Source organism: Serratia sp. YC16 (assembly GCF_009707615.1).
GTDB lineage: Bacteria > Pseudomonadota > Gammaproteobacteria > Enterobacterales > Enterobacteriaceae > Serratia > Serratia surfactantfaciens.
The window spans coordinates 320,582-342,761 of sequence record NZ_WLYN01000004.1; the positions used below are offsets into that span (position 1 = coordinate 320,582).

Here is a 22,180-nt window from a genome sequence, read left to right on the forward strand (position 1 = left end):
GGGTGAGGAAGATCAATCTTTCTGCTTGGCCTGGGGAAGGGAGTCTGCCCCGCGAACCGGCGCGGGGCGAGATAACGGGGTGGCTTAGCCCATCTTCGGGTAGACGCCGGGGCCGATTGGCAACCCAAGCGCATACCAGGCCAGCAGCAGCAAAATCCACACGCTGAAGAACACCAAAGGATAGGGCAGGATCAGCACGTAATAGGTGCCGAGCTGCGCGTCTTTGCGGTAGCGCTGCAGGAAGCCGAGGAACAGCGGCAGGAACGGCGACATTGGCGCCAGCGGCAACACCGCAGAGTCGGCGATGCGAAAGATCATCTGGGCGAATGCCGGGTGAAAACCGAGCAGCATAAACATCGGCACGAAGATCGGCGCCAGAATCGACCAGATCGCCGAGCCGCTGGCGATGAACATGCACAGGAAGGCGGAGAGGAACATCAGGCCGAGAAACGCCGGTGCGCCGCTCATGCCGGCGGCTTCCAGCATGTCGGTCAGGCCGACGGCCATAAACTTGCCCATGTTGCTCCAGTTAAAGAACGCCACGAACTGCGACAGCGGAAACACCATCACGATAAAACCCGCCATGCTTTTCATCGGATCGAGCAAGTGGTGGGGAATATCGTCCGGCCGCCGGATCTGTTTGGTGACCACGCCATAGGTAATGGCGACGGTGAAGAAGAACAGGATGATGATCGGCACAATGCCCTTGATGAACGGGGAAGGGATCACCGAACCGGTGTGCGGATCGCGCAGCGGCGCGGCCTCCGGCACCACCAGGGCGGCGATGATGGCGATAAACACCAGCGCGGCGATGCCGCTCATCATTAGCCCCCGGTTCTGCAGCGGGGTCAGCGCTGCGATTTTGTCTTCGGCGCTGCCTTGCCACTTCGGCAGTCGGGGTTCGATAAACTTGTCGGTGAGCAGCGCGCCGGCGATGGTCAGCACGATCACGGAGGTGGCCATAAAGTACCAGTTGTCGATCACGCTGACGTGAACCGCGCCGTCCACCGCCTTGGTGGCTTCGGTGCTGATGCCGGAAAGCAATACGTCGGTGGTGACGATCAACAGGTTGGCGGTAAAGCCGGAGGCGACGCCGGCGATCGCCGCCAGCAGCCCGGCTATCGGGTGTCGGCCCACCGCGATAAACATCAGCGCGCCAAGCGGCGGCATCACCACCAGCGCGGCGTCCGATGATATATGGCTGAAGAAGGCGATAAACAGCACCATATAGCTGGCGTAGCGGGCGCTGACGCGCGAGGCCATTTTGTACATCAGCGCCTGCAGCAGGCCGACCTTTTCTGCCAGGCCGGCGCCTATCACCAGCGCCAAAATAGCCCCCAGCGGCGCAAAGCTGCTGAAGTTATGGATGATGTTGGGGAATATCCATTGCATGCCCGCCACGCTCATCAGGTTATTTACCTTGATGAGTTCGCCGGTGGCCGGGTTTTTCACCGCCACGTCGAGCCAGGAAAACAGTGCGGTGGCTAGCATAAGCACCATGATCAAATAGACGAACAGGAGAAACGGATTGGGGATCTTATTGCCGATGCGTTCCACCCAGTAAAAAATGCGTCCGGGGCTTTTATTGATTGGCGTTGTGGCCTCACTCATGATTTTACCCTCTGTGTTTGCTCTGTTGTGTGATTGTTATTATTTGATTTATTTATAATTATGTTTATTGGCCCGATTGCCCGGGCCCTGTCTGTTCATGTTATTTCAATGGCGATGGTTGCACCTCCTGCGGGATTGGGCAGCGGTACGGCTGTTCGGCGCGTTGGCGCTCGAACTCGCTGCGGCAGCGCGCCAGCAGGGCGCTGTCGCTCAGCAGATCGATGGCGGTCGCCGCCATCACCTTGCCGGCCAGGCACATGCCCTTATGGGCGATAGCGGTGCGGCCCTGCGCCACCAGTTGCCAGGTGTGCAGCGGAGTGCCGAGTGCGAAACAGGGACTGAAGCATTGGGCGGTCGGCGCCACCCAGCTCACGTCGCCAACGTCGGTAGAGCCGTACAGCAGGTCGTCGGATTCCACATAAGGCGCGACCTCGTCCATCAGCACCTTATCTCCCAGCAGTTGCACCCACTCGCGCCCGGCCGCGCCGCCGGTGCGGGCAATATTGAGTTTGGCGTTGCGCAGATCGTCGCGGCTCAGCGTCTGGCGGATTTCCTTGGCGAAGCGGCGTTCGGCGTCGCTGTACTCGGGCAGACCGAAATCGCACAGGTTTTGATACATCGCCCGTTCCAGACTGCGGTTCGGCACATAATTGGAGCAGGCTTTATCGAAGCGCACCTCCATCTGGGTGTCAGTCATCAGCGCTGCGCCCTTGGCGATGTTGATCACCCGTTGGTAAATGTCTTGCGCCTGATCGAGCTGCGGCGCGCGGATCAGGTACAACACTTCGGCGTCGGCCTGCACCACGTTGGGCGAGCTGCCGCCGGTGTTGGTGACCGCGTAGTGCAGCCGCGCTTCCTGCACGATATGTTCGCGCAGGAAGTTGGCGCCGGTATTCATCAGCGTCACCGCGTCCAGCGCGCTGCGCCCCAGGTGCGGCGAGTTGGCGGCATGGGCGGCGACGCCCTTGAAGTGAAACGCCGCCTGAATGTTGGCCAGCGTGCTGGTATTGAACATGCCGCTGAAGCCTTCCGGGTGCCAGGTGAGGGCGGCGTCGACGTCGTCGAACAGGCCTTCGCGCACCATAAAGGTTTTGCCGGAGCCGCCTTCTTCGCCCGGGCAGCCGTAGAAGCGCAGGGTGCCGGTCAGCCGGTTCTGCTGCATCCACGCCTTGGCGGCGAAGGCGCCGGCCAGCGCCGCGGTGCCCAGCAGGTTGTGGCCGCAGCCATGACCGTTGCCGTTTTCCACCAGCGGCTGCGGCGTGGCGCAACCGGCCTGCTGGCTCAGCCCGGCCAGCGCGTCGTACTCGCCCAGCAGCGCGATGACCGGGTGGCCGCTGCCGTAGCTGGCGATAAACGCCGTCTCGATGTCGCCCACGCCGCGTTCAACCGAAAAGCCTTCCTGCTCCAGCGCATCGGCCAGCAGCGTGGCGGAATAGGTCTCGTTGAAGCGCGTTTCCGGATGGTCCCAAATCGCGTCGCTCAGCGCGCTGAAGCGGGGTTGGCGTTGGTCAATGTAGTCGCCGATAAATGCCTGCCGTTGTGGATTGCTCATGCTTCGCTCCCGAATGTCGGCAGGTTCAGCGCCAGCGACGCCAGCGTTTTCACCGCCACCACCATCACCTGCTCGTTGAAGTCAAATTTTTCGTTATGGTGTCCGGCGCTCAGCTCGGTGCCGAAAATGACGTATGAGGCCTGGCCGCCGTGCGATTTCACCCGTTCCATCATGTAGGTGGCGTCTTCTGAGCCGGCGGCCTGTTCGCGGCGATCGACCACCGAGGCCAGCTCGGTTATCTGCTGCGCCTGGCGGCGGATGTAATCCACCCACGGTTGGGTCGGTTTGCTGCTCTGCGCCGCGCCCATCAGCGCGATATCGCAGGCGACGCCGTGCATCCTGGCGGCACCTTCGATGGCGTTCAGCGCCTGTTGATAAACGAACGCGTTGATCTCATTGGTGGCGCCGCGCGTTTCTACCTTCATAAACGCCCGATCGGCGATCACGTTGCGGCCGGTGCCGGCCTGCAGCACGCCGACATTGATGCGCGAGCTGCCTTCGCTGTGGCGCGGGATGGCGTAAAGCCCCAGCGCAGCCTGCGCCGCTGCCAGCAGCGCGTTGCGACCGTCTTCCGGCTTGGCGCCGGCGTGCGAGGCGACGCCGCGAAAGGTGACGTCCAGCTTGCTGGTGGCCATAAAGCTGTCGCTGCCGCACACCAGCTCACCGGCTGGCACGCCGGTGCCGATATGCACCGCGGTGAAGAAATCGACGTCGTCCACCACGCCGGCCTCTACCATCGATTTAGCGCCGCGAGTGCCTTCTTCCGCCGGCTGGAAGATCAGTTTGACGGTGCCGCTAAGCTGGGGTTCCAGGCTTTTGAACACGTGCGCCAGCCCCAGGCCGATGGTGGTATGGCCGTCATGACCGCATGCATGCATCATGCCGCTGTTGCAAGAGGCGAAGCCTTCACGAAACGGCAAATGTTCGGGCTCCAGCAATTCGTTGAGATCGAGGGCGTCCATATCCACGCGGTAGGCGATGGTAGGGCCGGGACGGCCGGTATCGAGCGTTGCGACGATGCCGGCGAAGCCGCCGGAAAAGTGCGGCAGCCATTTCTCCAACGCCCCCTGATTGCGGGCGCGCTGTTCCTGCGCTTCCAGCTCGGCGGGAGAGGGCAGCCCCATGCGCGCCTCTGCCTTGATGACCTCGCGGCCCAGCTGCAGGTGATAACCCAGCCGATCGAGTTCTTCCGCCACCAGGGTGGCGGTGCGGAACTCAAACCAGCCGGACTCGGCATAGCGATGGAAGTCGCGGCGCCAGGCCTGCAATTGCGGGTACAAATCGGCCACCAACATCGAAAGCGAATTAGTCATAGTGATATCTCATAAGTTATCGCGCGCTGGATCGCTCCAGGCAGCAGTTATGCTCTGAACTGAAATCAGACGGTGAAGCTATTGCAAAGAAAAAGGTGCATTTGGTTACTAACTGCCGTGAATGGCGCTTATTGGCGCAGAAAATGCGCTTAATTAAGCGAAATAAGAATTTGGTTATTTATTATGTTTTTTCCGAATGTACACAATGGAATCTGGCTAAATAAGATGCCAATATCTTGCTATTGATAAATAACGGTTATCGCCTTTCGCCTATGCCAGCCTCGATAAAATTGCACCAATTACGTGCATTTGTGGACGTTAGCCGCCAGGGCAGCATCCGCGCCGCCAGTCGTACCTCACGCCTTTCCCAGCCTGCGCTGACCAAGGCCATTCAGGAACTGGAAGAGGTGCTGGGCGCCAAGCTGTTTATTCGCCGCAGTCAGGGGGTGGTATTGACCGACTGCGGCGATAACTTTTTCCAGCATGCCAGCCTGATCCTCGAAGAGCTGCGGGTGGCGCAGGAAGACATTCAGCAGCGGTTGGGGTTGGCGGGCGGTACGGTAAATATCGGCGTTGGCGGCAGCATCGCGCGCACCGTGATGCCGCAGGTGGTCACCCAGTTTCACCGTGAGTATCCCAACGTGAAGGTGCGGATCGTCGAGGGGCAGCTGGTGTCGATGATCCCTGAACTGCGCCAGGGCGAGCTGGATTTTACCGTCAATACCTACTATCCCAGCAGCCTCGATAACGAGCTGCAGTACGAACGGCTGATGGAAAAAGAGTATCGGGTGGTGGTGCGCAAAGGGCATCCGATGGAGGAGGCGACCTCGCTGAAACAGCTGCAGCACTGCGACTGGACCATGCCGACGCCGAAAGGCAGCTATTACCGGCTATTGCACGATCTGTTCGGGGACTTGGGCATGGCGCCGTCGATCAGTGTGACCTGCGAGACCTTTATGGCCTGTACCAGCCTGGTGGCGCAGAGCGATTTTGTCAGCATTCTGTCGGTGGACGTGATCTCCGATCCGATTCTGGGCAAGCATTTGGTGCCGCTCGAGCTGGAAGAGAGCCTGCCGAAGGCGACGTTTTATCTGATCCAACGCAAGGACACCACCCTGACGCCGATGGGCGCGCACCTGGCGCGCCTGTTTCGCCTTTACTGTCGGTGATACCGAGGCCCCGTTGGGGGCCTCGGTATCAGAACGCGATCGAGCCCTGCACGAAGAAAGTGCGCGGTTCGCCGACGTATTTGCCGAAGTTGTTGTCGTTGGAGCGGGTGAAGTAGCGCTGATCGAACAGGTTTTTCACCCCGGCACCCAGCGTCAGGTTCGACAGCTGCGGCCCGAAATTATATTCCCCGCGCATGTTCCACACCATGTAACCGGCGATATCGCCAAACTGGCCGTCGGCGCTCTCCTGCGTGATGTACTCCGGCCCGGTGCCCGGCGAGTGCTGTTTGGACTGCGCGTAGCCGTCCAGATTCCACACCCAGTTGCCGGTGGCGTAGCGCGTGCCGACGGTATACACCTGACGCGAGTAGAACGGCAGGTCTTTACCGGCGAAATCGCCCTTGTCGGTGCTGGCCTTGGTGTAGGTATAGCTGGTGTAGACGCTGGCGCCGTCGAGCGCGCGATTCAGCTCGCTGAGATCGTAGCTGAGCGCCAGCTCGATGCCTTTGTGCTTGGTAGCGCCCATATTTGTCCAGCCCACGTCGTTGCTGATGTACTGCAGCTGGTTATCGAAATCGATGTAGAACAGCGTGGCCTCGGCCTTGACCACGGTATCGTCGTAGCGGGTGCCGAACTCATAGGTGTGCGCTTTTTCCGCCGTCAGCCCCGGCGCCGGCTGGTTGCCGTTACCGCCTTTGGTCAGTTGGAAATACTGCATGCTGCCGAACGAAGTATTGGCGTTGGCGAACAGTTTCCAGGCGTCGGACAGATGATACATCACGTTCAATGACGGCAGCGGTTCGCTGTAGCTTTTCTCGCGGCTGATGTTGTTGAACGAATCGTCCACGTGAGTGCGGATGCTTTCGTAGCGCAGGCCAGGCGTGACCGTCCAGTTGCCGACGTTGATGGTGTCGTCGATGTAGAACGCGTTGGCTGCGGTGCCGCCGGAGGTGTGCTGGTAATAGTCCGGGGTATCCGGCGTGGCGCCGACGTTCGCCGGGTTATACCAGGCCGAACGCGACGCCTTTTCATCCATGGTTTCATTCAGGTAGCGGTAGCCGAGGGTGATCTCGTGCGCCATATCCCAGAAGCGAAACAGCTGTGAATAGCTCGGTTCGATCGCCCAGGTCGAATAGTGGCGCGGATAGGACACCATGCGCCGCAATCCGGCGTTTTTGCCGGTGCCTTCCGATTCGATGTTGCTGCCGCGGTAGCTGTCGGTGAAGTAGGTCAGCACTTCGAACTGTTTGTCGTCTTCCTGATGCTTGTATTTGAACGACATATCCTTGCGGCGGCCTTCGAACTGATCCCACGGCCGCGTGGACTGGAACGGGTTCTGCGCGTATTGCGCTTTGCTCAGCCCGCCCGGCATGCCGGCTTTGGCGTCGTAGTAGTGAAAATTGGCCAGCAGTTCGTCGCGATCGGTGAACGCATAACGCGTTTTCAGCATGAAATCGTCGATGTCGGTGTTGTCGTTATTGTCGCGGTAGCCCTGACCGTGCAGGCCGGAGTAGAGCAGCTCGGCGCCGAGGCCGTTATCTGCGGTGCCGCCCACCGAGGCGCTGGTCAGGGTTTTCAGGCCGCCGTGGCTGGCGCCCTGGGTCTGTACGCTGGCGGTGCCGCCAAACTGTTTGGGAATGTCGCGGGTGACGAAGTTGATCACGCCGCCAACGTTTTGCGGCCCGTAACGCACCGCACCGCCGCCGCGCACCACGTCAACCGATTGCAGATTGCCGATCGACAGCGGCGCCATCGACAGCTGAGGCTGGCCGTAAGGCGCAACCGCCAATGGAACGCCGTCCATCAGAATGGTGGATCGCGGAGAAAGGCGAGAGGTCAGGCCGCGCACGCCGACGTTGAGCGAAATGTCGCTGCCGCCGGTGCCGTTGCTGTCGCGCACCTGCACGCCGGGCACGCCGCGCAGGCTGTCGGCGATGGTTTGATCGCCCTGTTCATGCATCTGCTGCTGAGTGACGATGGAGCGCGCGCCGGGATGGTTAAGCAGCACCGAACTGGTATCAGGGTTGTCCAGCCAGTTGCCGACGACGGTCACGGTGTCGGCATCGTTTTGAGATGAGTTATCAGCAGCAAGGACAGGGAGTGCGACGGCGATGGAGGCCGTCAGCAAAGAAAGCCGAAAAAGAGGTGACATAATAATGCCTTAAGAGTTTCAGACCCGGATGTGTTTTTTTAGAAAAGACAATCTTAATGATAATTATTGGCAAGTAAATAGAATTGTTACGGGATAGTTAAGCGGGTAACGATGTGGCGCGGGCGGGGTGTCAGGGCCCGGTTGGTGGGCCCTGAACGGACATTATTGCGGCGTAAGCCAGAAGACGCCGCTGTAATCCAGCGCGGTGAATTTCTGGTGGACCATTTCGATATCCGCTTGCGGATCAATATCTTTAAACAGCGCTGGGTGCAGGAATTTGGCGATTGCCTCAACGGCGATAAAGTTGAGCGGCGTGTCGTAAAATTGATGGTAAATCGCCATCACGCGTTTTTCTTTCACCGCTTTCAGTACGTTAATGCCGGTGCGATCCAGCAGATGCGCCAGTTTCTTTTGGCTGGTGGCCATATCGGTGGTGTAGCCCAGCGGCACCGCCAGCGTGCCGCGATGACCACGGCTCCAGTCGGCGCCGGTCAGCAGATAGAAATCCGGGTTGCTGCCGATCACCTGCTCGACGTTCACTTCACCGCCCATGTCGGAAAACAGCTTGCTGCCGATATTGTCGCCGCCGGCGGTCTCGATAAACTGCCCGAAACTGCCTTTGCCGAAAGTGTTGCAGCACTGCTCGCCTTTGATGCCGGCGCTGCGTTCGATGAAGACGCTGGGGCGCTGCTCCGGTTTCAGCGTGGCGACCCGTTGGCGCACCAAGTCGAGCCGTTGCTGATAAAGCTGAATAAAGGCGTCGGCGTTGGGCTGTTCATCAAACACTTTACCCAGCAGCTGCATGCTGGCGACGGTGTTGGTCAACGGCTGCTGGCGAAAATCGATGATCAGCACCGGAATACCGACTTTTTCCAGCTGGGTCAGTACGCCACTGTCCTTCAATTTGCTCAGCAGACCGATGTCGAAAATGACCAGATCCGGTTGGCGCACCACCGCGCTTTCTACGCTGAAATCGCTGGTGTAGGGGTTGTCGAAGGTGGGGATCTGCATGACCTGCGGGAATTTTTTTGCGTAGGCCTCCACCAGATCCGGTGCTTTGACCTTCAGCGAGTTGTCCCAGGCGATGATGTTTTTCAGCGGTTCCTGCGGATGCAGAATATTGAGCGCCAACAGCGCACGGGCATCGGCCAGGATAACGCGTTTGGCCGGTTGCGGCAGAGTGACCTGACGGCCGGCGACATCGGTGACGACGATCGGCGCGGCCTGAGCGGCGCCGGCCAACAGCAGAATGCAGGCGGCCAGCCAGCGGCCGGCTTTGGCGATAAGAACAGCGGACATGGAGATCCTTGAGTAATCGGCGAGGAACGAGAGCGCAATGATAAGCGATATCCTTTCGCTTTTTGAACACCCTTGATGCCGATAGTGGCTACTCCTGGCCCATCAGCGGGTCGCTGACGCTGTGTTCGCCGTCTTCCAACCGGCCCGCCAGGCGGCGCAGCCAGCCGGGGCTTTGCAGCGTAAGGTCATACCAACCGCCGCTGGCGCGGGCGTCAAACGTTTGCTGGTGGCTGCCGCCCGCTGGCAGCGTGATGTGCCACGGGCCCTGCTGCGTATAGGGGCAGCGTTCGAGGGTGACCGCTATCGCTTCGGTGCCCGGGTTGTTCAACTGCAGCTGCAGGCTGCGCCCCGCCGGGCGCAAACGCACTTCCGGCTGCGGCCGGCTCAGGGCGCCGCGCAGTTCACGATGAAAACCGTTGGGGCCGAGCAGCCACAGATGGTACTCATCCGCCGTCTGCCAGTCGTCGCTGACCGCTTTGCCGGCCTCGACGGTGTAGCGGCGCGGGATCTGTGCCAGATCTCGCCGATCGTAAACGTGAAACACCGCCCCCTGCTCGCCGGTATTGAACAGATTCAGCGTGACGCGCCGCTGCTCGGCCGCGACGGCGGCTTCGACGTGCAGCTGGTAGGGCAATGCGCGAGAAGGGCGCGCCAGGCGGCGTTGATGCGGCAAACGCTGGTGGGCGGGCGACGGCAGCGGCACCTGCGGCAGCTGCTCCTGGCGTTGACGCAGGCCGTCGGCGGCGCGACGGCTGGTGGCGGGCAGGCTCGGCAATGCTTCGCCGTTAGGGTCGACAAAGTTGAACGCCGAGGTGAGATCGCCGCACACCGCGCGGCGCCAGGCGCTGATGTTGGGTTCATGCACCTGAAAGCGCTTCTCCAGAAATTGCAGCACCGAGGTGTGATCGAAGACCTGCGAGTTGACCCAGCCGCCGCGGCTCCAGGGCGACAGAACCAGCATCGGCACCCGCGGGCCGGGGCCATAGATGCGGCCGTCCGGCGGTGGCTGATCCTCCGAGCCGGGCGGCGCCACGTGCTGGAAGATCTCGGTGTCGAACGGCACCGTCGATTTACCGGCGAAGCTGCCGTCTTCACGCAGCGACGGCGCGGAAGGCGAGGGCATGTGATCGAAAAAGCCGTCGTTTTCGTCGTAGTTGACCAGCAGGACGGTTTTGCTCCATACCTCCGGGTTATCGGTCAGCGCGTTGAGGATCTCTTGCGTGAACCAGCCGCCCTGCACCGGGCTGGAGGGATCGGGGTGTTCCGAATAGGCCGCCGGCGCGATGATCCAGCTGACCTGCGGCAGTTTGCCTTGCTGCACGTCGGCGCGGAACCCGGCCAGCATGGCGTCCAGATCGTTGCCGCTGGCGGCGGGCAGGGTGTTGCCGTTGCCTTTGTATAGCGGTGCGCTTGCGTTGAGCTCGTCGCGATAGGGCACGAAGGCGTTGAAGTCTTTCGGCGGCCGCGCCGGGTTGCCCACCTGAATGCTGGCGGCGCGGTACTGGCGGAAGCCCGCCAACGGGTTGTCGGTAAAGTTGTCGGGCAGGAATTGATACACCTTCCAACTGACGCCGCTCGCCTCCAACCGTTCCGGATAGGTTGTCCACTGGTAGCCGATCTCTGCCGGGCCGGGGCTGTCCCATTCGTTGACCACCACCGCCACGTCGGCGGCGGACGGGCCGTTGGTGCCGGTCCAGTGGAACAGCCGATTGGTATTGGTGCCGGCGTGGATGGCGCAGTGATAGGCGTCGCACAGGGTGAAGGCGTTGGCCAGCGCGAACTGGAACGGCAGCTCATGCTGGCGATAGTAGCCCATCGAGGCCGGCGTTTTGTAGGTCGGCCAGGCGCTCATGCGGCCGTGGTCCCAGGCGGCCTGTTCATCCACCCATGAGTGCGGCGTGCCGGTGACGCGCTGGGCGTTACCGCGTTTGCTGTCCAGGTGGTAGGGCAGCACCAGCCGCTCGGCGCCCTGTTGCTGCCAGACGTGGCGGCCGTCGGGCAGTGGGATGGTAAAGCGATCGCTGAAGCCGCGTACGCCCGGCAGGGTGCCGAAGTAGTGGTCGAAAGAGCGGTTCTCCTGCATCAGGATCACCACGTGTTCGACGTCGCGCAGGGTGCCGGTGCGATTATTGGCGGGAATGGCCAGCGCTTTGCGAATCGAAGCGGGCAGCAGCGAGAACGCCGATCCGATGGCGGCAGCCCGCAGTATGTCTCTGCGTGAAAGGTCAGGCATGCGTCGTTAATCTCCGTCAGTGTGCTTTGAAGATAGCCGCTGACGACGATAATGGCGAAAAATAACAGGGAGATGAAATCGAGGAAAACAATGCTCCCTGGCGGGAGCATTGGTGGATGACGCTTACTGTCTGATCAGGCGGCCGAGCGCCGGCGCCGTTTCGAAATCGCTGCGGAAGGGGTTGATATCCAGGCCACCGCGGCGGGTATAGCGCGCGAACACGCTGAGTTTTTCCGGGCGGCAGTGCTGCTTGATGTCGTTGAAAATACGTTCGACGCACTGCTCGTGGAATTCATTGTGCTGGCGGAAGGAGATCAGGTAGCGCAGCAGGCTTTCGCGATCGATTTTGCGGCCTTCATAGCGGATAACCACGCTGCCCCAGTCTGGTTGATTGGTGACCAGGCAGTTGGACTTCAGCAGGTTGGAAGACAACGTCTCCGTTACCGGTTCCCCTTGATCGGCCGCGCCGCACAGGTATTCCGGCTTGAACGTGAAGTCGTCAACCGCGATGTCCAAATCGTCGATGTTGATGCCCGGCAGGCGGTCGATCTGCGCCGGATAACCTTCCAGCCCCGGATAGAGTTTGACGGTGACCTGGCCGTTGGCCGCCTGCGACAGATCCTGCTGCATGGCGGCGCTCACCTGTTCCACGCTGTCGAAGCGCGTTTGGTTGAAACTGTTGAGATACAGCTTGAACGACTTGGACTCGATCAGGTTCGACGAGGAGTGCGGGAAGGTAAACTCGCCGATGCCCACCACCGGTTTGCCCTTGCCGTTGAGCCAGGACAGCTCGAAGGCGGTCCACAGATCGAAGCCGCTGAACGGCAGCTGCCGCTCGTCGACGCCGATCAGATCGCGGCCACGCGCGCGCGGCAAGGCTTCGAGCAATGCGGGAGCATATTGATCCGGATAATCGGAGTTGGCGCCAAGATGGGTGATCTTATCTTGCTTTTGGATATGCATATTCATTGCCTTTTGCTTGTTCGGTATTGATGTAGCGGTTAAACAGACTGCGGGTGGCGTAGATCGGCCCGACGCCCAGCAGGGCGTAAACCACCTTGATCAGGAACTGCGACAGGATCATGGTTTTGATGATATCCCAGCTCAGCACGTTGTAGAACGCCAGCGTACAGAACACCACGCTGTCGATGGCCGACGCCACGACGGTGCTGGTGATCACGCGTACAAACAGGTAGCGGGAGTTGGTCAACTCTTTGATTTTGCAAAGCAGGTAGGAGTTGACGTTCTCGGAGATCAGATAGGCCGCCGACGAGGCCACCAGCACCGCCATGATGCTGTGCACGATGCCATTGTAGGTCTCGCTGTACTCCCACTGCGGAATGCTCGGCACCAGCGTCGTTACCCAAACGCCGAGGACGAAGGTCAGGTTGGCGATAAACGAGATGATGATGGTGCGTCTGGCCAGCCGCAGCCCATAGAACTCGTTGAGGATGTCCACCAGGATGAAGGTGAGCGGATAGATGAAGATCGCCGGCGGCGTGATGAGGTTCAGCACCGGAATTTGGATCGGTTTGACGCCGCACAGCGTTGAGAAAATATAAATCACGCTGAGCGCAACGGTGATGATCAAATAGGCGTACCAAGAGCGTTCATGGCGATCGCTGAGTTCGTAGGCGGTTTTTTGCTTGTTGTCGCCATAGAGTTTGCGGTACAGCGCCTGCAGCTCATGCCGGCTTAAATCTTCTGATATCTCACTATCGGCCAGTTCATTCAGCCCCATGGTGATGGTTTTGCCGGTGGCCAATACCATAACATTGGCCGCGATAGTGCCATGCCGGGTGAAGCCCAACAGCTTGAACTTCTGATTCGGTTCCATTTATAGCCTTTCTCCAACGATGTAACCCAGGAATTGCACGGTGTCCTGAGGGCGTTTGTCCATGCTTTCGCTGTCTTTGTCGTCAACCACAAAGAAGCCGCTTTTTCCCGAGTGATACAGCAAAGGCGAATCGCAAATCAGTACCGGCGGACGTTTGATGATAATGACTTCGCCGGGAATAAATGACCCTTTAATTTCGGTCTCTATTTTCATTGCCAACATGTTTGACTCATCGCCGAAGAAATAAGTCAAAGGAAACTCGGTGACCAGTTGCCCGATCTTGCGCTGCGAGACGGCCAGGTAGCGCGACTGCGGGATCACCGGAATGGCGGAAGGGTTCTTGTTGCCTTCGGTGGACAGCGTTTCGTTGAGCAGCTCGAGTTTTTCCAGATCGTAGTCTTCGATCTCTTCGCAGGAGACGCCGAAGAAATCGGAAATTCGATTAACGGTGGATTGCTGAACGTTGTTCACTCTTCCGTCGAGAATTTTGTAGAGGGTGGTGCGCGTCAGGCCGCTGCGGTTGGAAAAGGAAGCCTTGGTTTCACCGCGGGTACGCATCAGATATTCAATGTTTTTAATGATGTTGATTTTGCGCTGTGCGTTGGTGGTTTTCATTGGCTGTCCTTACAAACATTACGCAGGCTTCACTATATCTTACGCATCGGCGTTGTCCAGATAAAAAGGCGCCGGCTAAAGGGTAACAGACTGATTATTTACGGTAATTATTGTTTTTTTCCAGCTGGTTAGCCCATTGACGTTAACGGCGTAATCCGGTTTATCCGAGCACATGATAAAACCGTGTAAATCAATTGATTAGGTTTTGCTTATGGAAAAGTGAACACAAAAGCCGATTTTGTGTTTACTTTTATGTTGACCAAAACCGATTTCATGGGCTACTGTTCATGCAAGCTGAAGTTTTTCTTTACGATAAAAACACGGAAGCTTCGATTATTTATAATAAAAAGCTCAGAGGGGGCGTTTCCACACTCTGAGCATGATGGATACTTGCTACCGACACCAGGGACCCTCACCGCAGCCGTTTGTCGATACGAGCGGCTCATTCTCCTGCATTGAAATTCGTATTTTCAAGCGTAAAACACTCCCCGGTACCGGAGGAGTGCATTCGCGCGTGCCTGCCAATCAGAGTGACTTTTGCGAGGCCAGCGGTTTTTGCGCCCGGCTGAAGGCCAGTTTAAGCACCCAATACAGCAGGCTGGCGGCCACCAGGGAGTTGATGGTCGGTACGCCCCATTCGGTCGCCAGGCCAACGGCGCCGCCGGCGATGCTGGCGACGATCGCCGCCCAGCCGATGGTCGGCGTTTCGTTCGGCAGTTGGCCCGTGCGGCGGCTCTCGTCGAGGATTTTGCGGTGGCTGCGCAGCAGATAATAGTCCACCAGCATGATGCCGATAATCGGCGGGAAGACCACGCCAAGCACCGTCAGGAAATCGACGAAGCGGTCGAGAATACCCAGCACCGAGAGCGTGGTGCCCAGAATGCCGATCACCAGTGTGGTGTAGGTGTACTTCAGCTTTTTGCCGGTGATGCCTTCCACCGCGTTGACGATGCCCAGCGAAGAAGAATACAGGTTGAGATCGTTGACGCGCAGGGTAGAGAACACCACCACCAGCAGGCCCGCGCCGCCGGCCGCTTGCGACATTATGGTGACGACGTCTGCGGTGCCCAGCGTTTTAGCAATGAGGATAGCCAGGCCGTTCACCACGAACTCGCCGGCGATGATGGTGAAGAGCGTGACGCCGAGCACGTGTTTGCCGTTTTTGGAATAACGGGTCAGATCGGGCGTCATCAGACTGGCGACGATGGCGCCACCGACAACGATGGTGATGCCGGCGCTGATGGTCAGTGGCTCACCCGGCGGAGCCAGCTGGATGATCTCCTGCAGGTTATGGCCGGAAAGCGCCGTCACGGAGATATAGGCCACCAGCATGATGAACATCGGTACGGCAATGCGAGCGGCGATGCGCAGCGCCTTGAAGCCGAACGCCACCAGGATGGTCAGCAGCGTGCCCGAGAGCCCGGCGGCCAGGCCGAAGCCCAGCTTATTGCCGAGCGCGAAGTCGAGCGACTTGGCGAAAATGGCGTTTTGAATACCGAACCAGCCCAGCAGGCTGACGGCCACCACGACGCCGATCAGTACCGACCCCAGGCGCCCGAAGCCGCACCAGCGCGCCAGCAGGCTGCCGGAAATCCCTTCGCGCATGCCCGCCAGCCCCAGGCCGTAGGTCACTACGCCGAAGATCAGGCTGCCGACGAAAATGGCGGTGAAGGCGTCAATCAGCGACATGGAGTTGCCGAGCACGGCGCCGAGCATAAACTGATCCAGCGCGGTCAGCATGCCCATATGCACGATGGCCACGCTTAAAAATGAGACTCTTTTATCCTGCGGCACCCGGGTGAGCGGATAATCTTCGATCTTTATCACGGTGAGATCTTCCTTGCGGTTCAAATAAACTGAATGCCTTTAGTTATCAGGCGATCGGGTATGTAGTTATCCAGGTTGGCGTATTTGCAGTACTCCTCAAATTGCTGCTGAGTATGCACGTTGGCCTTCTGGTAGATGTTATAAATGCGGTTTTCGATGGTCTTATTGCTGACGCTATAGATTTTGGCGATCTCTTTCACCGTAAATCGCTGCAGCATAAGGAAAATGACATCGAGTTCAGCGCGGGTGAACAGCTCGTTATTGACCTCGGTGGTCAATACGCTGGGCTTTTGCTGGTTGATGTACTTGAGCGGCGACAGGCTGTTCATCGGCTTGGCGTTCCAGATCACGCCAATCACCTGTTTGTCGTCGTTGTACACCGGCAGCTTTTCGCTGATAAACGGCGTCAGGCTGTCTTTACCGTACCAATAGTGCGTTTCTATGACCGTGACCCGATCGCGCGCCGCTTCGGTCATTTTATCGTGCTCGATAAAGTCGGCGGCGGAGTCGGCCCAGTCGGCGGGGAATTCGTGGTCATATTTACCGGCGACGTCGAAGTTCAGCGGCGTATTGGTATAGAGATAAGCGGCGCGGTTCATATAGAGGTGGCGGGACAGCTGGTCTTTGATGCCCCAGGGCTCGCTCAGGTGCTCCATCATGGTGATGAGACCCTTAAAATAAGATTCATTATTTTTATGCGAGGAACCCATACCTACCTCTGCGCCGCTCAGGCCGCGTTACAGGCTTTTAGCCAGGTAATGGCGGGTGTGGCGGTGTGCGTAATCGCCCAGTTCGCCGTAGACCCGGTAGCCCAGTTTTTCGTAGAAGCCTCTGGCCTGGAAATCGAAGGTATCGACATAGGCCATGTGGCAACCGCGTTTGCGGGCTTCTTCTTCGGCCAACTGCATCAGTTGGCGGCCGTAACCGCTTTTGCGGCATTGATCGCCGACCCACAGATACTGCACTTCCAGGCCGCCCCACCAGGTGCGCGCGACCAGGCCGCCGACGATCTGCTGATTGTCGTCGGTAACGGTCATGAACAACGGGTGAATGTCTACGGGCTGGGTTTTATGGTTGTGAGCCCACAGACTGTCGATAACGAACTCTTCATCCTGCGGGTTGGGTTTGTCGGTGATATTAATATTCATTTTTAATATAATTCCCTGATTTAATTATTCAAAACTGAACTAGGCGTTTTCGCCTTAACCGCTTCTAATATCACTTTCATTAATGTATTTCAAGGGTGGTTTTCACCCTTTTCCGCCAGGTGAGAGGGCGCTTATAGTAGCTGCCACAGGGAGAAGAAAATAGTGAAACAGGCGGTATTAAAACGCTGAAATGCCCTGCTTACACCATCTTTTCCTATCTTGCGCCTCACCAGGGCCCCACCGGGAAAACTGCAGTACTGTATGGCTCCACCGGATAGAGCAAGCTAACTTGCCGACGGGGGAGCCACTTTGTTTTTGCCGCAGCCATTCCACGTTGGCCACTCTCTGTCTCAGATATTAAACACTCTTCTTATCAGAAGATATGAGTCGCAGATGAAAATGCGGCCGATACCTGCCGATCCGCTGATTTAGTCCTCTGATATGACGCCGCGCAGCGCCGGCTCGATGGTGGCGCCCAGCATGGCACCATGCCCTAAGGCGGGCCATTCCCGGTAGCCGACGGCAAGGCCGTTGAGCGGCGCCAGGTGTTCGGCCAGCAAATGCGTCGCGTCCGCCGGCAGCGCGGGGTTCTTTACGCCGGGCGGTGCCGCGCGATCGCGTTCCGCCAGACCAACCCATAATTGCAGACTTGCCGCCAGCGTCGGGCGCCGTTCGATCATCTGTTGCGCTTCCCGCAGGATCATACCCTGCCCCCACCACAGCGAGGGCTCAACGGCGATGTAGCGCTGGAAGGTGGCGGGACGGGTGAATAGCGTGTGCAGAACGAAGAGCCCGCCGTAGGAGTGCCCCCACAGCGTTTGTCGCTGCGGATCGATCGCTATTTTGGCGGCGATCGCCGGTTTGATCTGCGTTTCAATCAACTGCAAGAAGGCATCTGCGCCTCCCACGGCCCGCGGCGGTTTCTTCATGCTTGCCGGCAGAGGGAGCGTATAGTCGTAGGCACGGCCGGCGGCATCGATGCGCAGATCGTTGTCATAGCCGATCATGACCAGCACCGGTGGCCGCTTCGCCGCCGCCAGTTTTGCCAGCAGGGCAGCGTTCAGCTCCATTAGCACCGCATTGCCGTCGAGGAAATAAATCGTTGGATAGCCACCAGGCGCAGGCGCCTGACGCGGCTGAGCGATACGAATGCGATAATGCCGCTCGCCATCGGCGGAGGCGAAGCGCAGATCGCTGAAGCGGTAATCCGTTGAATCGCTATCGGCGACGGTAACGCCGATCTTGCGTTCCAGATCGGGCCTGGCCAGCACGCTGCCCGGCAGCCCAACGCCGATGGCGAGCGCCAGAAGCGCGGAAATAAAATTCCGGTTAGACAATAACATGCAGGTCAACATCCTCGGAAAAAGTCGATATTAGCACCCGTACGCGCCCGGTAAAAACCTATCCTTTGGATGGGCATTCCGGCGGCGAATTGCGGCCGAAGCCCACAAGCGGGCCGTCAGTCGCTTTGCAGAGTTAATAGCAACCCATTGTTATTATTGGCGAGTACAGGAATAAGAGGGGTTAAAATTAATTAGAAATGGTTATGATTTTTGTGAGGAAGAGAATCTGCGTGAAGGCATGTAAACACAAGGTTATCCAATAATATCAGTGAAAAAAGCCCTATAAAATAGGGCAAAGACACACAACAACACCAGGGAAACTTTCCGGTATCTTATATTATAGCTACCTATACATATAGAACATTTTATTATAAATATGTAAACGATTCTTATTAATGTATTAATGCCATTGTTTTTCAAGCGGTTATGCAGCCTGGCTGAGGTATTGTTCCTGAATCATGTGTTGGGCAGGCAGAGGGGCAGGAGGCTGGGAGCTGTGCTGTAACGGCGGTATGGAACAGGCGGGATCATCGGCCCGATGATCCTTAAGGCAATACCGGCTGGCGGGCTGCAAAAATGCCTGCCGGTATTTCTCCTCAGCGGCTGTCCGCTGAAAATCAGTGCTGTTGCAACGTCAACATCTCGCCAAGTAAAACATCGGTTGGCGGCAGGATATCCGTATCCAACCCGGCGGAAGGGGTAAAGGTCAGCTCGCCGAAAATGATCTGACCTTTGGAAATGTAGAAATCAACGCGAACAAACTCGAAGGGCGTCGACAAGCGTGCGGCATACTCAAACAGCTCGTCGTAACCTTCAGGTTTTACGAAAGCGTCTATCTGTTCCTGGTTTAATGCCTGGCAGTCTTCGCTGTAGCACAGAAACTTGAAATCTTTGTCAAAGAAGTAATATTTTGGCGACCCAGTCTCTCTGCCGACGCACAGCAAGGTGCAGTATGGCACACCGCGGAAGCAATAGATCTTATAGTCTTCAGGTCCGTGGCCATTGGCCGATTCGATATACTTCTCCCCAATGATCTTCTTTTGTATTCCTTTGTAGTTGAGCTCTACATAGGTTTTCCAATAATCATCCCTCATCCAGCCATCGATCAATTTGGCAGCGCTCTTGATATTCAGTAATTTTTTATTCTGGCAAATCAGGTTATATCCGGAACCATGATTCCCTTTGATCACGAACTTATCCGGCAATGAGTCCCACGGGATATCGCTTACTGAGTCACAGGCAAAGTACAATTCATTAAGGATCTCTTCGCACCCTTGATCTTTGATGTACTGTCTTACCGCGTATTTATCCGCGCACTGCTTCACCAACGCATTATGACTATAGCCATTCAACTTCAGGTGGTTGATCTTTTCATTCCAGGTAGATGGCGCCTGTAAGTTTAACGGTTTGCCAAATGCCTTTTTGTAGAGCAATCTGGCCTTGAATTCGGGGGCCAATACGGCCAGATTCTTCGTAATAAATTTAATGATTTGTCTTTTCATATACCTGATTCCATCAAAGCGTAGTGACAATGATTAAGACTTAAAGCGCGGGTAACACGCTTTCACTGCGCCATTGCATGGCGGTCGGCGTGGTTCCCAGATCAAATGGCTGGTGATCTAACGCCCGATTAAGAATGCGAGCCGATCGCCACGCCATCAGGCTCAACTGAGGATCGGCAATGCCGTGATTATGCATACTGGCGTTCATGGCGAATAAACAGTTCTCCGCAGGGCCTTCCCACTCAAAGGTAAAATCAGGGGCTATGCGGTATTCGCCGTCGGCAGTGGTCAATAAACGGTGGGCTAAAGGTTCAAGGAACTCTGGCGTCGCCGATTGATAACCGGTAGCAAAGATCACCACGTCCGCCTTGAAGGCTTCCTGGCCATGATCGAGATGATGGTGCGTTTCGAGTTGGTAGGCGTTATCCAGCGTGTGCTTCAAGGCCGTTAGCGAACGGCTGGGCAGCAGGCGCACCCATAATTTCTCGCGCAATACATCGAAGCGGTGGTACATGGCACGATAAATGGCCAGCAGCGATTCGCTGGTGATGCCGTCTGAGGTCATCTTCTGCTCGGCCAGCATATGCCGCTTGGCCGCGCTATCGAGCGAGTAAAAGCTCTCGACGTAATCAGGCGTGAAATATTCGTTGGCAAAGGCCGCTTCATCAAGCGCGTTGTAATTATTGCGCCGTGATATCCAGTCGAGTTGTTCCGGCTGCCCCCATTCCCCTTTAAAAATATTCAGGAACAGATCCGCGCCGCTCTGGCCACCGCCGACGATCGCCACGCGTTTGCCTGCCAGGTTGGGGTTGCGCAGCATCATTTCGCTGGCATGGAAACAGCGATCGTTTTGCGCCGTCACGCAGTCCGGCAACTTTATTTTCTTACCAATACCTATGCTTACGTGTCTGGCGTGGAATACTGCATTTGAGGTCGTGACCACGAATTGGCGTTCCCGATCGTCAAACTCGACCCGCTGAACGTCTTGATTGAACGCCAACGATCCCATTCCGCTCGCGGCCCAGGTGAGGTAATCGGCGAATTCTTCACGCGACGCGGTGCGCTGTTCCGTTGTCAGGAATCGGTAGAACTTTCTGTTTTTTACCAGATAGTTGAGAAAACTATAGGGGTTGGTTGGGGCAACTGCGCTCACCAAATCTTTTAAAAAGTTGGTCTGCATGCTGCAATCCGCCAGGATCATCCCTGGATGCCAAGAGAAATGAGGTTTGCGTTCAAGGAATTGCCCCGTAAATCCCTCTATTTCACTCCCTAAGGCCGCCAGGCTAAGATTCGACGGGCCAAGGCCAATACCGATGATATCCAAACGCTGATTCATTAATAAGCTCCAGTATAATGAGAATAATACCCAGAAATACGGCTGCAGATGGGGTGGCTCATAGCAACCAGGCTGTCTTTTTCTTATAAGTAAACTTCACGAATTAAATGTGATTAAAAATTGCACGGGTTAAAAATGTCGTATTTTTAAATGTCCGTTTAAAATTCGGTAGCGCATAAGGTAAAGGCTACGGGTGTTTTCTTTCCATGAAAATCCCTATGAAAGCTTGCGTGTGTATTTAATTAATATTCTTAAGTAAGAATCTGATAAACCTGATTCATCACGTCATGAAAACAGTAACCTTGGGGAAGAGGTCAACCGTTCGGGTACTCATCTGTTTTTCTGCTGTATGCGCCAGCCTGCGTTCGTCTGGCATTTCTGAGATCAGGTATTTGTTGCTTAGGATAGCCTTAAAATAGGCGCTGGGAAGGTGAAATAACGTGATATTAGAAGCCGGGTGCTTTTTGAAAATATGAAATCAGAAGTGAAATTATAAAATCGATTGGTTTTTATTTCTGTTTTTTAAATAAATTCAATGGGTTGATTTTGTTCCGCTGGGGCGTGGCGCGCCAGTTAACCGGAGTCGAGCCTGGCATTTTTCCCCTGGTTTTTCCTTATTACCGCGCTAAACAGTAAGATTTTACCCACCCGTTGCATAAACCCGTGGGCATGGATTGTTCGCGTTAACTCTTGGGTTTACCTTTTGTTTAACTAATGAGGGCAACGATTGCCAGGGGAGGGTGATTGCTCGAGCCGGCTGCGAAAGATTCTGGTACGGCGACCAGGCTAGCGAGTTCTATCCGACAATCCGTTTGGCCATCGTGACTGGCATTTAACCCGCAGGGCAACCAAGTGGAGAGCCCGGTTAACTCCATGCATTTCTACTCTCCAGCCAGAGTGAAAAACTGTCTGGTCAGGGATGTGCATAGACCTGCGTTATTACTCTATGTAAGGCAATATATTTAGCTTTATTTTTTATTAAAACTACGGCCTATTCGTAAATAATGCCGTTTGCTGTTCTGCCTCTCTTTCCTCCACTACTCATTTGACTGAGCATGATCAATACACCTTCCGCGTGTAATGAGGAGGGCATTCACTTTTTGGCTAATGGATATGCACGGGAGGAACGGAATTTTTGCGAGAGATTTATTAGCTGAGTAATATTTTTAATAATTCAGATAGCATTTTATTAATCAGAACCTGTACGGTCGGGTAGCGCGAACCCAGAAAGCGAAAAACCCGC

General features: G+C 56.8%; 16 protein-coding genes. 1 reads left to right on the forward strand and 15 read right to left on the reverse strand.

What is annotated here, in order from left to right; genetic code table 11:
• Positions 1-84: 84 nt before the first annotated feature.
• The 3 genes from abgT to GKN89_RS15835 form a co-directional block, all read right to left on the reverse strand.
• Positions 85-1,611: a p-aminobenzoyl-glutamate transporter gene (abgT, locus tag GKN89_RS15825; protein ID WP_019453040.1), complete on the reverse strand. Its 1,527-nt coding sequence runs from the start codon at positions 1,609-1,611 to the stop codon at positions 85-87.
• A gap of 100 nt (positions 1,612-1,711) precedes the next feature.
• Positions 1,712-3,163 carry a M20 family metallopeptidase gene (locus GKN89_RS15830; protein WP_154747324.1) on the reverse strand — a complete coding sequence of 484 codons (1,452 nt, stop codon included), beginning with the start codon at positions 3,161-3,163 and terminating at the stop codon, positions 1,712-1,714.
• Positions 3,160-4,476 (reverse strand): M20 family metallo-hydrolase, encoded by a 1,317-nt coding sequence (locus tag GKN89_RS15835; RefSeq protein ID WP_154747325.1) that lies wholly within the window; start codon positions 4,474-4,476, stop codon positions 3,160-3,162. Before GKN89_RS15835 ends, GKN89_RS15830 begins: the two co-directional genes overlap by 4 nt.
• Positions 4,477-4,748: 272 nt before the next feature.
• Here GKN89_RS15835 and GKN89_RS15840 point away from each other — a divergent pair, with 272 nt between their 5' ends.
• On the forward strand, positions 4,749-5,645 hold the full coding sequence (locus GKN89_RS15840; RefSeq protein ID WP_025160097.1) for a LysR family transcriptional regulator: 897 nt from the start codon (positions 4,749-4,751) through the stop codon (positions 5,643-5,645).
• Between the two features lie 28 nt (positions 5,646-5,673).
• Here the strand turns inward: GKN89_RS15840 and GKN89_RS15845 are convergent, their stop codons facing one another.
• The 12 genes from GKN89_RS15845 to GKN89_RS15900 form a co-directional block, all read right to left on the reverse strand.
• A complete protein-coding gene (locus tag GKN89_RS15845; RefSeq protein ID WP_025160096.1) occupies positions 5,674-7,797 on the reverse strand; it encodes a TonB-dependent siderophore receptor in 2,124 nt (707 codons plus the stop codon).
• A gap of 162 nt (positions 7,798-7,959) precedes the next feature.
• Positions 7,960-9,096, reverse strand: a complete 1,137-nt coding sequence (locus GKN89_RS15850; RefSeq protein WP_019453035.1) for an ABC transporter substrate-binding protein — start codon at positions 9,094-9,096, stop codon at positions 7,960-7,962.
• 88 nt (positions 9,097-9,184) lie between these two features.
• On the reverse strand, positions 9,185-11,329 hold the full coding sequence (locus GKN89_RS15855; RefSeq protein WP_154747326.1) for a phosphocholine-specific phospholipase C: 2,145 nt from the start codon (positions 11,327-11,329) through the stop codon (positions 9,185-9,187).
• 123 nt (positions 11,330-11,452) lie between these two features.
• The gene (queF, locus tag GKN89_RS15860; protein ID WP_019453033.1) at positions 11,453-12,292 is read right to left on the reverse strand and encodes an NADPH-dependent 7-cyano-7-deazaguanine reductase QueF; all 840 of its coding nucleotides are present in this window, start codon (positions 12,290-12,292) and stop codon (positions 11,453-11,455) included.
• Positions 12,270-13,166 carry a queuosine precursor transporter gene (locus tag GKN89_RS15865; RefSeq protein ID WP_019453032.1) on the reverse strand — a complete coding sequence of 299 codons (897 nt, stop codon included), beginning with the start codon at positions 13,164-13,166 and terminating at the stop codon, positions 12,270-12,272. The genes queF and GKN89_RS15865 overlap by 23 nt, the downstream gene beginning before the upstream one ends.
• The gene (locus GKN89_RS15870; protein WP_004937341.1) at positions 13,167-13,781 is read right to left on the reverse strand and encodes a helix-turn-helix transcriptional regulator; all 615 of its coding nucleotides are present in this window, start codon (positions 13,779-13,781) and stop codon (positions 13,167-13,169) included. It lies immediately after the preceding gene.
• A gap of 525 nt (positions 13,782-14,306) precedes the next feature.
• Positions 14,307-15,608, reverse strand: coding sequence for a cytosine permease (locus GKN89_RS15875; protein ID WP_025160095.1), 1,302 nt, complete (start codon positions 15,606-15,608; stop codon positions 14,307-14,309).
• Between the two features lie 20 nt (positions 15,609-15,628).
• Positions 15,629-16,318 carry a PAS and helix-turn-helix domain-containing protein gene (locus GKN89_RS15880; protein WP_019453030.1) on the reverse strand — a complete coding sequence of 230 codons (690 nt, stop codon included), beginning with the start codon at positions 16,316-16,318 and terminating at the stop codon, positions 15,629-15,631.
• 27 nt (positions 16,319-16,345) lie between these two features.
• On the reverse strand, positions 16,346-16,756 hold the full coding sequence (locus tag GKN89_RS15885; protein WP_154747327.1) for a GNAT family N-acetyltransferase: 411 nt from the start codon (positions 16,754-16,756) through the stop codon (positions 16,346-16,348).
• Between the two features lie 428 nt (positions 16,757-17,184).
• Entirely contained in the window at positions 17,185-18,099 is a 915-nt protein-coding gene (locus GKN89_RS15890) for an alpha/beta hydrolase (protein WP_154747328.1), read from the reverse strand.
• Between the two features lie 617 nt (positions 18,100-18,716).
• Positions 18,717-19,601: an ATP-grasp fold amidoligase family protein gene (locus tag GKN89_RS15895; protein ID WP_063918747.1), complete on the reverse strand. Its 885-nt coding sequence runs from the start codon at positions 19,599-19,601 to the stop codon at positions 18,717-18,719.
• Between the two features lie 40 nt (positions 19,602-19,641).
• Positions 19,642-20,937, reverse strand: a complete 1,296-nt coding sequence (locus GKN89_RS15900; protein WP_063918748.1) for a lysine N(6)-hydroxylase/L-ornithine N(5)-oxygenase family protein — start codon at positions 20,935-20,937, stop codon at positions 19,642-19,644.
• Between the last annotated feature and the right edge of the window lie 1,243 nt (positions 20,938-22,180).